The 14387-nt window shown below is 54.4% G+C and carries 13 protein-coding genes; 4 read left to right on the forward strand and 9 right to left on the reverse strand.

Going from position 1 to position 14387, the window contains the following annotated elements:
- Window positions 1-29: 29 nt before the first annotated feature.
- Entirely contained in the window at window positions 30-1100 is a 1071-nt protein-coding gene (locus JMJ16_RS46275) for a glycosyl hydrolase (protein WP_236602018.1), read from the reverse strand.
- Window positions 1101-1728: 628 nt separating this feature from the next.
- Between JMJ16_RS46275 and JMJ16_RS46280 the strand changes: the two genes are divergently transcribed.
- Entirely contained in the window at window positions 1729-2493 is a 765-nt protein-coding gene (locus tag JMJ16_RS46280) for a Type 1 glutamine amidotransferase-like domain-containing protein (protein WP_201392648.1), read from the forward strand.
- Window positions 2494-2622: 129 nt separating this feature from the next.
- Window positions 2623-3576, forward strand: coding sequence for an aldo/keto reductase (locus tag JMJ16_RS46285; RefSeq protein ID WP_201392650.1), 954 nt, complete (start codon window positions 2623-2625; stop codon window positions 3574-3576).
- A gap of 100 nt (window positions 3577-3676) precedes the next feature.
- Here the strand turns inward: JMJ16_RS46285 and JMJ16_RS46290 are convergent, their stop codons facing one another.
- Window positions 3677-4111 carry a hypothetical protein gene (locus JMJ16_RS46290; protein WP_201392652.1) on the reverse strand — a complete coding sequence of 145 codons (435 nt, stop codon included), beginning with the start codon at window positions 4109-4111 and terminating at the stop codon, window positions 3677-3679.
- Window positions 4112-4254: 143 nt separating this feature from the next.
- Window positions 4255-4563 (reverse strand): hypothetical protein, encoded by a 309-nt coding sequence (locus tag JMJ16_RS46295; RefSeq protein WP_201392655.1) that lies wholly within the window; start codon window positions 4561-4563, stop codon window positions 4255-4257.
- A gap of 237 nt (window positions 4564-4800) precedes the next feature.
- Here JMJ16_RS46295 and JMJ16_RS46300 point away from each other — a divergent pair, with 237 nt between their 5' ends.
- Window positions 4801-5868, forward strand: a complete 1068-nt coding sequence (locus JMJ16_RS46300) for a glycosyltransferase family 9 protein (protein WP_201392657.1) — start codon at window positions 4801-4803, stop codon at window positions 5866-5868.
- 182 nt (window positions 5869-6050) lie between these two features.
- Here JMJ16_RS46300 and JMJ16_RS46305 read toward each other — a convergent pair whose 3' ends face one another.
- The gene (locus JMJ16_RS46305; RefSeq protein WP_201392659.1) at window positions 6051-9230 is read right to left on the reverse strand and encodes a LuxR C-terminal-related transcriptional regulator; all 3180 of its coding nucleotides are present in this window, start codon (window positions 9228-9230) and stop codon (window positions 6051-6053) included.
- Between the two features lie 215 nt (window positions 9231-9445).
- Window positions 9446-9709 carry a YkgJ family cysteine cluster protein gene (locus JMJ16_RS46310; RefSeq protein ID WP_236602019.1) on the reverse strand — a complete coding sequence of 88 codons (264 nt, stop codon included), beginning with the start codon at window positions 9707-9709 and terminating at the stop codon, window positions 9446-9448.
- A 253-nt stretch (window positions 9710-9962) separates the two neighbouring features.
- On the opposite strand from JMJ16_RS46310, the gene JMJ16_RS46315 reads away from it, so the two are divergent.
- Window positions 9963-10343 carry a hypothetical protein gene (locus JMJ16_RS46315; RefSeq protein WP_201392661.1) on the forward strand — a complete coding sequence of 127 codons (381 nt, stop codon included), beginning with the start codon at window positions 9963-9965 and terminating at the stop codon, window positions 10341-10343.
- A gap of 251 nt (window positions 10344-10594) precedes the next feature.
- Here JMJ16_RS46315 and JMJ16_RS46320 read toward each other — a convergent pair whose 3' ends face one another.
- The 4 genes from JMJ16_RS46320 to JMJ16_RS46335 form a co-directional block, all read right to left on the reverse strand.
- Window positions 10595-11575 (reverse strand): BtrH N-terminal domain-containing protein, encoded by a 981-nt coding sequence (locus tag JMJ16_RS46320; protein ID WP_201392663.1) that lies wholly within the window; start codon window positions 11573-11575, stop codon window positions 10595-10597.
- Window positions 11559-12131, reverse strand: coding sequence for a PadR family transcriptional regulator (locus tag JMJ16_RS46325; protein ID WP_201392665.1), 573 nt, complete (start codon window positions 12129-12131; stop codon window positions 11559-11561). The genes JMJ16_RS46320 and JMJ16_RS46325 overlap by 17 nt, the downstream gene beginning before the upstream one ends.
- 421 nt (window positions 12132-12552) lie before the next feature.
- Window positions 12553-12963, reverse strand: coding sequence for a trans-aconitate 2-methyltransferase (locus JMJ16_RS46330; protein WP_201392667.1), 411 nt, complete (start codon window positions 12961-12963; stop codon window positions 12553-12555).
- A gap of 51 nt (window positions 12964-13014) precedes the next feature.
- Window positions 13015-14199: a diguanylate cyclase domain-containing protein gene (locus tag JMJ16_RS46335; RefSeq protein WP_201392675.1), complete on the reverse strand. Its 1185-nt coding sequence runs from the start codon at window positions 14197-14199 to the stop codon at window positions 13015-13017.
- Between the last annotated feature and the right edge of the window lie 188 nt (window positions 14200-14387).

Consider the following 14387-nt stretch of genomic DNA (forward strand, 5'->3'; position numbering starts at 1 on the left):
TGGCGTACGCGGCTACTGCTGGGTGTTGTTTAGGTTGGGCTGAGGGCGAGGGCCTGGTGGTGTTGGGTGAGGTACTCCTCTTTCCAGGGAATGGGAAGTGCCTTCCAGTGTTGGCCTGCGTCGACTGAACGGTAGAGGCCACGGTTGCAGAGCGCGTAAAAGACGCCGGGTTCGGCCTCGTAACTTGCCAGGACGGGTACGACCGTTCCTTCTATATCGGGGAGTCCATCCGAGATGCGTCGCCAGGGCTGGCCAGCTTGCTTCAGGTAGATGGCGGACTGGGCCTCTTCGCGCTGGTGATGGGCGGCATAGGGACCCGGCGAGGCGGAGACCACAATGGTATCCGGATTGGCGGGATCAACAGCTAGGCCCCAGAGGTAGTGCTGTTCCAAGCCCTCGTCGGGTCGCCGCCAGCTTTGTCCGCCATCATAGCTCTCGCTGTAGCCTCGTCCTGGTGAGGAGAAACCATCACCCGCCGCCGAGTACAGGCGGTCGGGTGCCTGGGGATGCATCACCAGGGTATGGGTATCAATAGGGGCATCGGGGACGCGATCCTCCCAGGTCTCGCCACCATCCAGGCTGCGCACAAGCGCGCCGGCTTCGATGGCCGCGAAGAGGCGCCCCGGCTCCCTGGGATCGGGCGTAATCCAGCGCACATGGCTGGTGTAGGGGCGAGGCGGGAAGCGCCAGGAGGGCGCGGAAGGCAGTTCGCGTAGGGCCTTTAGCTCGCGCCAGCGTTGCCCACCATCATCAGAGCGATAGATAGTGCTTGGTTCAGAGCCAGCGTACACCACGCCATAGCCCTGGTTCTGCTCGGTCGAGCTGACCGCGAGCGAAGTGATATGGGGCTGGGTGATACCATCGTTATTGTATGGTTCCATAGCAGCTCCGGCATCACCAACAGGTTGCCAGGAGCGCCCCGCGTCTTCACTTCGCCAGAGTCCTCGCCCAAAGGTGCCACAATACACGATCTCCGGCCTAAAAGGATCGACCGCCAGGCAGGTTGGCTGCAAGCCCTCAAGAAACGTATGGGTCTGCCAACCCTCGCCAGCCTGCTCAACGACGACTAGCTCTCTCTGCATAGCGAGATACATCTTCATAGTGCGTCCCTTTCTGTGAAAAAGATCTTGCACAGTTCTCAGACTCTCTAAAAATATTCTACGCATATAGACCTGGTACCGTTACGGAGAAAACCGATTTTCTAGTTTCATTTTAAGAATTTTATTTGCCAATTGCTCCTTCGCTAGGAAAATGGCCATTGTGTTCACGGCTGTTTTTGATACAGAATAAGACCAGCTAAATGGGCGTATGTGCAACCAATGTATTTTCACCTGTTTGGTCTTGCTTACTCATTGGCAATTTCAGGATGCATTTGAAGGAATTTGTGTAGCCAGTGGAGCTGGAGGAAGGGGTTCAGGGGGAGATGATGGGGAAACATGGCGCGGAAGATGGCCTTGCCTCCTCTGGCAAGGTACTGTTCGAGCGTTACGGTGCTTGTGGTGATGCCGGCGATGTCAGTTGGGCTGAGAAGTAGAAGGGCCTTTGCCTCGTTTTGCGGTTGTGGTTCATCATATACTCTGCCCCCATATTGATTTATTTCAGTGTATGATAGAGACTATGCTTGAGGCAATAGGCATCATTAAAAAGCAATAGTGAACGCCGCTTCATAGCGGCTAGCTTTGCTCACACGATTGAATGGCAAAATTATGTTTTCCTGGGGAGTGATATATGGAGCAGTTTACAGATGCAGGGATGCTGGCCTTGCTAGGATCAGGCGAGTACCTGGATGTGATGAATGAGGTGGATACTTATTTACTGGAGGCGCGGGGTGGAGTTGTGAAAGAGAGCCGGGTTGCGCTCTTGCCTACGGCCAGCGGCCTGGAGGCCAATGGCCCCAATTATTGGAATGGCCTGGGAAGTTCGCATTTCCGGCGCCTGGGCGTCAAAGAGGTGCGGGCAACACGGATTCTTGATCATCAGAGCGCGAATGATCCTGAGCAGGTTGCGCTGCTTGAGGAGAGCAATCTAGCCTATTTCTCGGGTGGCGATCCGCAGCATGTAATTGAGTCGATGCGTGATTCAGAAGCCTGGAGGCGCATCGAGGCCGCATATCGAGGTGGCATGTCGCTGGCGGGCTGTAGCGCGGGCGCCATGGCCATGGGTGGCTTTACCCTGGCGATTCGCGATATTCGCGCTGGCCAGGAGCCGCGCTGGACTAAGGCTCTTGGGCTTGTGCCGCATATTGTGGTCTTCCCACATTTTGATCGCATGCGCCACTGGATGGGCGAAGAGTTGCAGAAGAGGATTATCGCGAGCGCGCCCGAAGGGTGTGTACTTGTAGGTATCGATGAGAATACTGCCCTGGTGCGTACCTATGAGCCACGAGATGGTCGCATTGCGACCTGGCGCGTCATGGGCCAGCAGAGCGTGACGCTTTTCGCAGCTAATGTGGAACCACGCGTCTTCCAGGCGGGTGCGGAAATCGAATTGTAGGGTCCAAGCTTGCTTGGACTCTCTCCCCTATGTATCCGTTGTGCGGATGCGCTACGTATAATGTCTGTAAACCGGTCGTGTGCCTACCTGTAGTTTATGTAGTAGTAGTAGTAGTAAGGGGAAACCGATATGCAAACTCGCCGCTTTGGCAAAACCGATATGCAGATCACTCCGCTTGGTATTGGAGCGTGGGCCATGGGTGGAGGCGGTTGGGATGCCGGCTGGGGTTCTCAGGATGACCAGGAGTCTATCACCACCATTAAGCGCGGCCTGGACTTGGGTATTAACTGGATCGATACCGCTGCCGTGTATGGTCTGGGTCATTCGGAGGAGGTCGTTGGGAAGGCCATCAAAGGTCGTGAGAGACCCCTTATCTTCACCAAGTGTTCCCTGGTCTGGGATGAGAAGCGCCAGATAAGCAATAGCCTGAAGGCGAACTCTATCAAGCGCGAGGCCGAGGCCAGCCTCAAACGCCTGGGCGTTGATTATATTGACCTCTACCAGATTCACTGGCCAAATCCTGAGCCTGATATTGAGGAGGGATGGAGCAAGCTGGCCGAGCTGAAACGCGAGGGCAAGGTACGCCATATTGGTGTCTCGAACTTCAATGTTGAGCAGATGCAGCGTGCCGAGCGCATCGCCCCTGTGGAGACGTTGCAGCCGCCTTATTCATTGCTTAGTCCCGACGTAGAGAGGGAACTTCTCCCCTATTGTGAGAAGAACGATATTGGCGTGATTGTCTACTCGCCCATGGCCTCGGGCCTTCTAACTGGCCGCATGACAAAGGAGCGCATCGAGCAGATGCCTGACGATGACTGGCGCAAGAATGCCGACAACTTTAAGGAGCCTGCTCTCTCGCGCAACCTGGAACTGGCGCATATGTTGCAGGAGATTGGCCAGGCGCATAACGTCACCGCAGGCGTGGTCGCTGTGGCCTGGACGCTGCGCAATCCAGCAGTTACCGCCGCCATCGTCGGTTCGCGCCGCCCTGCCCAGATCGAGGACATGGTCGCCGCGGCAGAGTATCGCCTGAGCGATAGCGAACTGCACGATCTTGAAAAATTCATGCTAGCCCATCGCTAGCCAAAGCAAGGTATTCTACCAATAGTTGCGTATGCCAGGGCACAGCCCCAGTAGCCGCGTACGCCAGTAGCGAGCCCGCTACTGGCGTACGCGGCTACTGTTACATTGTTGGCTGGTTGAGATAGAGTGTCTTATTGTGCTTGAAATTATAGAGCGCCAGGACGGGTCGCTTCCCTGTCTGGCTGCGCTGGATGGCCTCGCGCCGCGCTTCCTCCAGGCGAGGACAGATCAGGGTCACATCCAGATAGCAGCAGAGTGTATCGGGATTGATCCAGGTTCCTAACCAGGTGTCAGGCTCGCGCAGGTAGCTCTCATTCGTTTGAATAAAGTTATGTAAGCCCTCGGCGATATTGGCCTCGGGATTGAGAATGAGTGTCTTATCCGGATATTTTGGCAGACCCCAGGCATCGATAGGATCTAAGAACTGGTAGCTGGAGAGTTGAGAGGTCACGCCCCCATATTTAAGTGTAGCAATCGCGACATCAAGAACGAACTTCTCGAATTGATACTGTTCCAACCAGGTAGCAAAGTACATAGCTATTTGTCCTCGCACGCAAAGTTTCAGTCTCTATCACGTTTGAGGACGGCACTTTTTACCAGGCAAGGCGTATTTTCTGGGAATGATGGCATAGAGAAGCAGGGGAGCGCTGTTCGTCTCCCCCGCCAGGCGAGAGGAAGCTACCTATCAGTCAAAGAACGATCAGTAGGGGGTGATTGGTAGGGCGAGAGTTCAGATGTCGCGCGGCGCTCATAGAACCTCTGCTTCTCATAGTTGAGTTCGTTGTAAAGCTGGTTCTCCTCACGGGTCAGTCCATCAATGCGATGCAGGACGCGAAAGAACTCATTAGTATTCTGGAAGGCTGTCATGCGATCCTGGTAGAAGAGAATCTCGTCATCAATCGCGTCGATACGTTCTGTCAGGTCTTCAATTTTCTGCTGAATGTGTGTGCTCTCAACATCGCGTGGATGAAGATCAAAGTATTCCATAGGTCAGCTCCATCTGCTAAGCAGGACACGTTTAGGTCAAATTAGTATACCTAAGAGGGTGAGGTTATACATCCATCGAAGTAGGGAAATGTATCTCCTCCTTTAGAGTGAGTATGGGTGTATACCTGCGGCCCAGCTTGAGCGTGAAAGAAGCAGTATGGACCTCGGTTGAAGTAATTTGGTTGAAGTAATTGAAATTATGCCAGCCCTCGAATCAAGAGTGGAGGAGAAGCGTACATGTACCAGCAGCAGAAGAGTAGGCTTACAGGGATACAGAAGATAGCGGTGCTCAGGGCCAATGCACTTGGCGATTTTATCTTTACCCTGCCTGCCCTGGAGGCTCTGCGCTCTAGTTATCCCGAGGCGGAGATTGTGCTCCTGGCAAAGAAATGGCACCAGGCGTTCTGGCACGATAGGCCGGGTCCTGTGGATCGCGTCGTTGTGGTGCCTCCCTGTGCGGGCGTCGGAGAGAAGGAGACGTTTCAGAATGACCAGGAGGAGTTGGAGCGTTTCTTCCAGGCCATGCGAGACGAGCACTTTGACCTGGCGATTCAGTTGCATGGTGGTGGGCGCTACTCAAATCCCTTTACGCATAGCCTGGGGGCGCGTACGACGCTGGGCTTGAAGACTCCTGATGCTGTGGCGCTGGATCGCTGGGTCCCCTATGTCTACTTCCAGCATGAAATCCTGCGCTATCTAGAGGTGGTCTCACTGGTAGGGGCGACCACGACGCAGCTTGAGCCGCATGTGTATGTGACGCCCGAAGATTTGCAAGAAGCCGAGCGCGTCGTACCAGAGCAGAAGAAGCCGCTGGTGATTCTCCATCCGGGGGCAGGCGACCCCCGCAGGCGCTGGGCGGCTGAGCGTTTCGCCCAGGTGGGCGATCACCTCGCCGCACTGGGAATGCAGGTCGCGGTCATTGGGATTGGCAGTGAGAAGGCGACTGTTGAGAGCGTACTGGCATCTATGCATACAGAAGCGCTGAACCTGTACGAGCAGCTCTCCCTGGGAGGGCTGGCAGCCCTCTTCTCGCGCTGCCGCCTGGTGGTCTCCAACGACTCGGGTCCTGTGCACCTCGCCCGGGCGGTCGGGGCCTCAACGGTGGGTATCTACTGGTGTATGAACCTGGTGAACTCCGGCCCCATCACCAGCACCGGGCATCGCACCTGTGCCTCATTCCAGATGCACTGCCCCGTCTGTGGCAAGGATTGCATGCTTGAGGAGTGTGAGCACCAGGAATCCTTCGTCAACACTGTCACCCTGAAAGAGGTCCTCTCCGCGATCCATGATCTCCTTGAACAGTAAAGGATGTTTGTTAAGCTCTCTCCCAACACAGACATAGACATCTGTGTTGGGAGAAAAGATATTATTTTTCGACCTCATGGGGATGCACCTCTTAGCTGCCTGGAAGGAGTATAAAGTGCAAGGGGGTGAGTTGACATTACTTGTTGTGATGGTTATGAGTGGGTGAGGGAAAAGCGAGGAGCTCAGAGCAGAGACAGGTTTCGTGCTACCTCGCTGGCCTCAACACGATTGTGGACATTGAGTTTGCGATAGAGGCCCTGGACATGAGTTTTCACGGTATTCACCGAGATCACCAGTTCGCGAGCAATCTCGACATTGGATCTCCCGGCAACCAGCAAACGCAAGACTCGTTGCTCCTGTTCACTGAGTGGCTCCAGGAGTAATGGGTTCTGTCTGGGATGTAGTATCTCTTTTGCGAGCTGGGTACCAGGTTCTTGAGCAAATGCCTGGAGGAGGGTGCGCACATGGGAGATCAGGGAGGCCTCGCGGAGTTCTGGCAGCAGCGTTTTTAGCAGAGCTTCCATGGCAGGGCCTTCATCCAGAAAGACGCGCTGATAGTTCTCAGGGTGTGCCAGTCGTAATGCCTGGAGAAGAGATGACCTGGCCTGCATCTGTTCTTTACAGGCAACGTGAGCCAGAGCCTCCAGGATTTGGATGATCAAAACGCTCTGCTTGCGCCCCTGAGCCTGGGCCTTTTCTCTCCAGAAACCCAACACTTCTAATGCCGTCTCCCCCTTCTTTTGCGCAATGTGAAAACGCGCGAGGAGCAGGGCTTCTTCCTGCTGTTTCAAAAGCGGCAGGCCTTGCTCTTGTTTGAAAACTCGGGAACCGAAAGCGTATTCCTTTTCCTGTATCCATTGCTCTACTGCGGACAGATCTCCCTGTGCCAGTTGCAGCCGTGCCAGATAGACGCGTATCGTGCTCAAAGGCCAGGAAAAGCGAGCGTTTCTCTCCCACTTCAAGAGTAGCTCCTGAGCTTGAGCGGTCTTTCCAGCATACTGCAGAAGGCGGGCTTGGATGAGCGCACCCGATGTAAAAATGTGGACTCCTTCCTCCGGCTTTTCTCTCAAAGCCAGTGCTTGCGAGAGATAGTGTTGCGCCCTGGCGATTTCATTTCGCTCATAGGAAATCTGAGCGAGGCTATGATATGCCCATGAGGTGAAGAAAGGGTCCATGCCTCCGGTTGCCAGAAATTGTCGTCGGGATAGCTCCTGGTCTTTCTCAACGTAGGATAGGGCTTGATGGTAGTAGTGGGAGGCTTTCTGCAGCTCGCCTTTTTCCAGGCATACGCTCCCCAGGTAGAGGAGCGTAGAGAACATGTTCACAAGAGAATCGATGCGTTTCGATAGTTCGAGGCTTTCTAGAATGTACGGCCTGGCCACATCCACCTCACCTGCAAAGAATGCTTCTAACGCATTCGCCAACATATTGTCGGGATAGAGGAAGCTGTCCCTGGAAAGGAGCGGTTGTGCCTGGTAAGCTAACGCAAGCGCATGCGGGAAATCTTCTTGATAGAAGGCAAGCTCGGCGTGGAGTTCTAACGCGTCTCCCAGTTGTTCCCATTGCTCTTGTGCCTCAAAGCCCTGTTCAGCCCACTGGAGGAGCTGCTCAGAACGTGCTTGGATGGTAGGTGAACGCCGATCTGTTGTAAACATCATGGCGATGACAGAGAGGGAACAGAGTTCTGGTTGGACCCGCACCACTTCCTCTGGCAATTGTCCCAACCAGGAGCGCAGCAGATGGTACTCATTGTGAAAGCTGTTTGGAGCCACAAACCGCTCGATCAGCATCGCCACCCGGGAAAACTCTTCGCATGTCAGGGCAGCTTCAATCGCTTCTGGAAGCATCTGCTGTTGCTCATACCACTGACTGGCTTTGTTGTTCAGTGAACATACGGTGGCCGCTCCCAGGCGACGTCGAGCTTCGTGTTGCATCGCCTGCGCCCACAGCATGTGATAGCGGTACCACTGCCGATTCTCATCCAGGGATTGCAGGAAGAGGTTGGCCCGTTCAACCTGTTCAAGCAGGCGATTGCTATCCTCTCTGCCCGTGATGGCATCGCAAAGCGAGGCGCTCAAGCGGTGGAGTCCGCTGGTCTGTAGCAAGAAGTCTTGGAGCTCTGATGGCAGACTTGCGAGAACTTCTTCGCGCAGGTAGTCGAGCAAAAAGCGCTGGTTGCCACTCAACGTTTGCACATAGGCGGAGGGATCAGTGTGTTTTTGCAGAACGAGGGCAGCCAGTTGCAGACCTGCAATCCAGCCCTCGGTGCGGGTTTTCAGTAGCGTAATATCGTCCTCCGAGAGGAGGAGTCCCATGCTGTGAGTGAGAAAGAGGTGCGTTTCGTCCTGCGTGAAGCGTAGATCAGTATCGCGTACCTCGCCCAAAAGCCCGCGCGCACGGAAGCGAGAGAGGGGAAGGTCGGGATCTACGCGGCTAGCTAGCACCAGGTGCACATGAGATGGTAGATGCTCAAGCCAGAAGGTCAGAGACTGGTGAATGGTTGGCTCATCGATGACGTGATAGTCATCCAGGATCAGCAGGATGGGCGAGGTCTCTGCATGTGTCTCAGCCAATTCATTGAGCAGGGCTGTCAAGCTGGTAGAAAGAGGCTCCAGTGTAGGCGTTTGCAGCAGGGTTAGTGCACGCGTCCCAATCTCTGGTCGACATCTGCGAAGTGCCATGATTATCGAGAGCCAGAAGCGCTTCAGGTCATTATCTAGCGCCTCCAGAGAGAGCCATGCAACCGATTGGGGATACCTACGCGCCCATGCTGAGAGCAGCGTCGTCTTGCCCCAGCCAGCGGAGGCAGAGAGCAAGGTGAGTGGGTGAGAGAGGGCTCCATCCAAAATCGAGAGCAACCGCTCCCGTACAACGGGCATGGTGGGCGGACCTGGGGGAGAGAACCTGGTCACTACCATCGTAGCTCTGAGTTCACTGCCCGGCTGTAGAGTGCTGGAAGGGCTTGCTTTATTGGCGTGCGTTGTTGGCAAGGAGACAGGAGACGCAGACGCGTGCGAAGGCGCTAATGACAAATCCTGATTGAACTCATGAAGGGCCTGTGCCACCTCCTCTAAACGCGCAAATGTCACGGTCGCACTTTGTCCAAGATAGCGTTTCCTGGTCTGCCCCGAGCTTGTGTGGTAGGCATACCAGTAGCTGGTCCCGCGTGGTCGAGCCTCTTTCAGCACGCTCAGATGACCATGTTGCCCCCGGAAGGAGAAGGAGGAATGGTTCGTCAACCAGGTGTGCCAGGATTCCTCATTTTCTGGCGTCATCGGTTGTGGTGGATAGTCAGAGGTATGCAGAACATACAGGTGATGCTCGGCAGACCAGAGAAGTATATGTGCAGATGGTTTTGGCATAGGCTCCTTGTACACACAGGTTTCACCCCCAACGCCCCAACATGGGTGAGTATAGCAAAAACGCGGCTGACAAGCAAGCCTTCTCGCAAACTGTCAATCTGATCCTATGGAGAGCGTTCTCTGACTGGTGAGACTGGTTTCTCCAAACAAGAGGCGTCGCTAATGGATGGACTCAAAGAGGTGGACTGTGAACGATGGTTGGATGATTTAATATACTAAGGCGCCGTCGCGCGCTCAAGCTGAATGAGATAGGTCAACGCCTCCTCGCGTGAGTTACCGCACATCTCCTGGGAGGGGCGGAGCAGGCGGCAGACCTGGGGGCGCTCTGGTTTGCCAAAGATCTGGCAACGATTATCCTGGGTAAGCTGTACACAACGCACGCCCGCGGGTTTACCCTGTGGCATACCAGGGATAGATGTGCTGATAGAGGGCGCGATACAGCAGGCCCCACACCCGGCGCGACATTCCAAATCGCTCACTCTTCCTTTTATGGTACAACAGATTCAGTAGTGCTTGTAAACCCTCATTCGGGGCACGGCGGCGCACCTACTCTCGCTGGGAAAGGAGGTAGCCTGTTTTTCCGTCTAGTATTTTTGCACTAGTATAGCACATGGTTTCTCTACATAAGAGGAATTATTCTGAGGCACTGCACCCGGCATGGCCTACCTGAATGTCTATTTGATGAGAAGGGAAATACCATGTATAAGCTCTATGCTTAAGGGTATTGTCAACTTGTTTGTAGGAACGAAGCCAGGGTTTCAGGCCACGGTGAATCTGGTGATGTGGACCAGAGACCACTATTTTCCCCCTCCCTACGCCCATGCGACCTGGAAACGCCTGGCTCCCTTTTTTCATCTGCCAGCGATGGTCACACAGGGCCAGGACACGGTGGACGTGGTGCTTCGGCCATTCAATGACAAGCGGTACAATCAGGATCTAGAAGCGCTCTGTGAACAGGTCAATGCTGCCGCGCCGCACTTACCTGATGGGCGTCGGTTGCAGGTTTCCATCGATCACCTTTATCTCGTGTTCGTCACAGAGAGACCTCTCGTTTTTTGGCTCAAACCCCTTTACTCTGAACAGTCATTGATGATCGGAGGGACTGCGGCGTGAATGATCTTACATCTTTCTCCTCATGGCCTCTTTTGACCAGAGAGATGCTTCGCCGCTGCCAGTTCAGCTCACCGCACGTTCGCGCGGAGAACCGACACGCGAGGCAGCGGAGCTTGGAAGATATGATGGGTCACTCAAGGTCAGGACTCTGCGGAGTCGGCTGAGGCACAGGCTTTCTGCTTCTCAGACGACTCCACGGAGCCTTGTATGTTGAGGCATCCGTTCCCGGAGGGGATACAAGGGCAATATTGTCAGGATAGTAGCTCCATGGCTGCGCGTTCTTTATCCGCAATCTCGAGCAAAAGCTTCGACGCCTGCTGTAGCTCCTGTTGGTTACCTGTTCTTCCCGCACGGTCGATCGAAGCAGAAACACTGACCCACATTGGAGCGATTTCCGTAAACAAACGGTAGGCTTGTTCGATTTTCGGGTCTTCCAACAGATCGACGCATTCTTTCAGGAAATCCCGATACAGATTCCGAAACAAAGCGCCGCCGGTTCCAGCACGCTCCATCAGCAAAGCGGTCAGGCATAAATCATGTTCGATATTGTTGCTACGGGAAGGCCACTTCAAGATTTCATTGCTCATTTTGACTATGCCTTTTTTCCCAATATTGCGAATGGGCGGGTTCAAATAGTCATACGAATTCTTGGTCAAGGATGCGCGTACAGCTGGAACAAGCGGCGGCAAGGCGTCGATTGGCTCGAGCGTAAAAGAACGATTTCGGGAACTCATGGACCCCTTTGCGTTTCTGGCCGCGGCCAAGCTGGTCAAACGCGTCTTCACCAGTCCGCCCTGTTGTCTGGTGTCCGTCATATATGCGTATTCGTCATCGACACCGTATAGGACCGCATAGTGACCGGCAAAGTGCACTTTGTTCGTGAAATAGTCCAAGTAATAGGAGTCCAATTTCAGCCCGACCGGAATTCCATGTTCGATGCAGCTCCGTACGTTCTGCCACGCTTTATCGACGGACGACGTTTCTTGAATGCTGACGGTCAACCCCAGCCGGGCGGCGAGATTGGCCGTCAATTCATCCGGTTTCACCCTTCCTCCGATGAACGGAAAGTCCATCCCCTTTGAGTCCCAATATATGAATCCGAGCCCTTGACCGAGTCCGAACAGCATTGGTTCCGACAGCTGGACTCCCGCAAATTGCAGCAAATTGCCCATAGCTGTCGTTTCACAATGTTCGCCTTGATAGGAAACGAAACCGTCAATGATTTTGCCCATATTCCTCTGTCTCCTCCAACAATTCTTTCATGAGATTGGCAACGAACGCTCGCTCGCTCTCGATGAGGCTTATCGGATGCAAGAACAGCGCTCTTACGTTCAACGGCAATCGAACGCCGCCTTGCGATTCATACTTTTGCTCTATTTTTTTTGAAGTCTCTCGAAGAAAATCCAACCGATTCCGCAAAGCTTCCACGGCCTCGTCCTTCCCGACAAAAGGCAAAGCAGCCAGGCCGAGATCGAAGCGACTGTCGCGCTCTCGCGCAGATGACAGGCTGTCCAGGATTTCTTGTTTCAGCTTGGCAATACCGGCTTCTGTGAGGGCAAAACGGTTCGGCATAGGCCCCTTACCGAATTTTCCGTCGGATTCCTCGGTTACGATCCAACCTTTATCACTCAGCTTCTTCAGTCCTGCGTAGATCGAAGTCGTGCCTATATTCGTCCATTCCCGATAACCGCGTTGATCGACTAACTTCTTGATATCGTACCCCGAAGCCTGACGACATTCCTCGATCATTTGCAGCAGCATGAATTCTACATTCGAAATTGGGTGCATAGAGGGGCCCCTTTATCTTTAATATTTCATAGATGAAATATACCACTAGTGGAATAAAATTTCAATAATCAGATCTATTAGAGAACGACAGGGATGTATGGCTCGCCAGATTTGAGAGGTAGGGCTAGGATCACAGCAAAAATCTATCACAAGGAGTTTCACGCTTAAATCGATCCATAAGCCCCACTTCTAACGCTCTCAACACGTGCATGAAAAAGCTTGTCTTGGCCTGTCGGTGCGATCCTGACGAAAAGATACTATGTACCATAACTAGCGACCTTGTCATTGGGGTCAGCACATCCAGATCTGAAAACGGTACGCTGTTTCGTTTGGGTGCGCTTTCGCCAACTTCTCCGTAGCTGGTCAAGGAAAGGCATCTCTCATCGACAGAGTAATTCCCAAGAAAATCAACAGCTTCATGTCAAAGTTTACACCGTCGAGTGCGAGTTGGCTTCGCTTCTACGCTACTTTCCTCAGGAGAAGCGGCCTCACTCTCCATATCGACTGAGGCATCCTCCAGTGGCAATGCCTCAGCGGAACCCATGGAGAAGCGAGCCTCTGGGGTGAGCTGGCGTGCGACGGAGAGCATTCCTTGTGCCGGATCGACCCCAGAAAGGTGTGCCTCCGGCCAATAGTCGTGCACTTTGCGCAAGAGCCTCCCGCTCCCACAGCCGATATCCAGCACACTCGCCGGTTTGAAGCGGCTTTCGGCTTGATGTAATACGGCAGAGTGAACCGGATCAAACAGGCGTTGCTGCATCCAGGAACGTTCGTAGGTCGATCCCCAGCGGTCGAAGAGTTTAACATCATGTGCGCGGTGTTTGCTTTTCATCCTCTATTTACCTTTCAGGATATTGCTCGCTCCTCTGAATCGTTCCAATGGTCAGCCAGCCTGAGACAGAGGAACGCAGCTGACAAAGTTGAGTGGAAGTGTACCAGAGGGGAGGCGGGTTTCCAGGTCGGTCACCTGATCCGCCTGGTCAATCAAGCGATTCGCTTGGGTCCCATGGATGCCATACGCAGCCACACCGATACTCGTAGTGACGCTGACCTCAGCCGTTGGTTCTCCCAGGCCCGGCCCGCTATAGGGAGGCGACTGAATGATCCTTCGCAGGCGCTCCCCTTCCTCATGAGCTCGCGTGATCGGGACGTTGTCCAGAATCAGTGCGAACTCATCTCCACCATAGCGCGACGCTACATCCCCAGCATGCAGAGCAGTACGCAGGCGTTCGGCGACCTGGCGCAAGACCGCGTCGCCCGCCAGATGGCCCCAGGTATCGTTGATGGCTTTGAAATGATCCACATCGAGAAACACCAACAGAAAACCGCTCCTCTCTGTTTGCCCACGTGCGATCGCCTCATCTAACTGCTGCATAAAGGCCCAGTGATTGAGCAAGCCGGTCACGGTATCGGTCAGCGCAGCTTGTGCTTGCTCCTGGTAGAGCCGATCGAGCTCCTCGTAGGCGCGTTGTAGTTCCTCGCGCAGTTCCTTCTCCCGCGCCAGACTCCTGGCTTTCTCCCGCACCAGCGCGGAGCGGCGAGGAAGCTCGCTGCTTCCCCAGGCGAGCACTAAGGAACCGACGATGCCCAGCAAAACCAGTGCAAACCAGCGATTGTGGGAAAAGAACAGCACAGGCCAGCCCGGCAGCAGTGGTGCCACCATGCAGACAAGCGAACTCAGACCACTAGCCACGCACAAGAGAGACAGAAGCAGGCGTTGGAGATGAGTGAGCTGGGTCCGGCGGCGCTTTTTCCAGCAGAGCCAGAGAGCAAACCCAAACAGTAGAGCGAGGAACCCACACCAGAGCGAACCCGGCAGTGAGGTTACTAATCCATATTGATCACCAGAGAACAATGCGTCCACCAGATCGGCTGACAGAAAGAGCCTGAGCAGCGTTGGCACGATGACGAACAAGAGCACTGCCGCGCAGGCGATCATCGCGGATTGGGTCAGGATCGCCCGTCTCGGCGTGCCAGCCTGATTCAGTTCGGCCAGCGCGCGAGGCAGATAGCCCTGGCGGGTTGCCAGCAGAAACACGCGGGAAAAGATGAGCAGATACGCCAGCACACAGGTAACCCTCCAGGAACGTCAGCAGCCAAAAGAGGGCCATGCTTCGGGGTCCCAGAACAAGTACATGATACTGACAGGGGAATGATTCTTTCCAAACCAACCCAGAAGTATCCATCCTCCCCAATCATCAAAAGTGCGTTTGAGCCCGAGAAAGCCCCGGTCATTGATGCCGGGTATGAATCACT

The organism is Ktedonobacter sp. SOSP1-52, from assembly GCF_016587395.1.

Bases quoted from the DNA above. Each gene is read 5' to 3' on its own strand.
- JMJ16_RS46275 (WP_236602018.1), bottom strand. From the start codon at position 1,100: ATGAAGATGTATCTCGCTATGCAGAGAGAGCTAGTCGTCGTTGAGCAG.
- JMJ16_RS46280 (WP_201392648.1), top strand. From the start codon at position 1,729: ATGGAGCAGTTTACAGATGCAGGGATGCTGGCCTTGCTAGGATCAGGC.
- JMJ16_RS46285 (WP_201392650.1), top strand. From the start codon at position 2,623: ATGCAAACTCGCCGCTTTGGCAAAACCGATATGCAGATCACTCCGCTT.
- JMJ16_RS46290 (WP_201392652.1), bottom strand. From the start codon at position 4,111: ATGTACTTTGCTACCTGGTTGGAACAGTATCAATTCGAGAAGTTCGTT.
- JMJ16_RS46295 (WP_201392655.1), bottom strand. From the start codon at position 4,563: ATGGAATACTTTGATCTTCATCCACGCGATGTTGAGAGCACACACATT.
- JMJ16_RS46300 (WP_201392657.1), top strand. From the start codon at position 4,801: ATGTACCAGCAGCAGAAGAGTAGGCTTACAGGGATACAGAAGATAGCG.
- JMJ16_RS46305 (WP_201392659.1), bottom strand. From the start codon at position 9,230: ATGCCAAAACCATCTGCACATATACTTCTCTGGTCTGCCGAGCATCAC.
- JMJ16_RS46320 (WP_201392663.1), bottom strand. From the start codon at position 11,575: ATGGGCAAAATCATTGACGGTTTCGTTTCCTATCAAGGCGAACATTGT.
- JMJ16_RS46325 (WP_201392665.1), bottom strand. From the start codon at position 12,131: ATGCACCCAATTTCGAATGTAGAATTCATGCTGCTGCAAATGATCGAG.
- JMJ16_RS46330 (WP_201392667.1), bottom strand. From the start codon at position 12,963: ATGAAAAGCAAACACCGCGCACATGATGTTAAACTCTTCGACCGCTGG.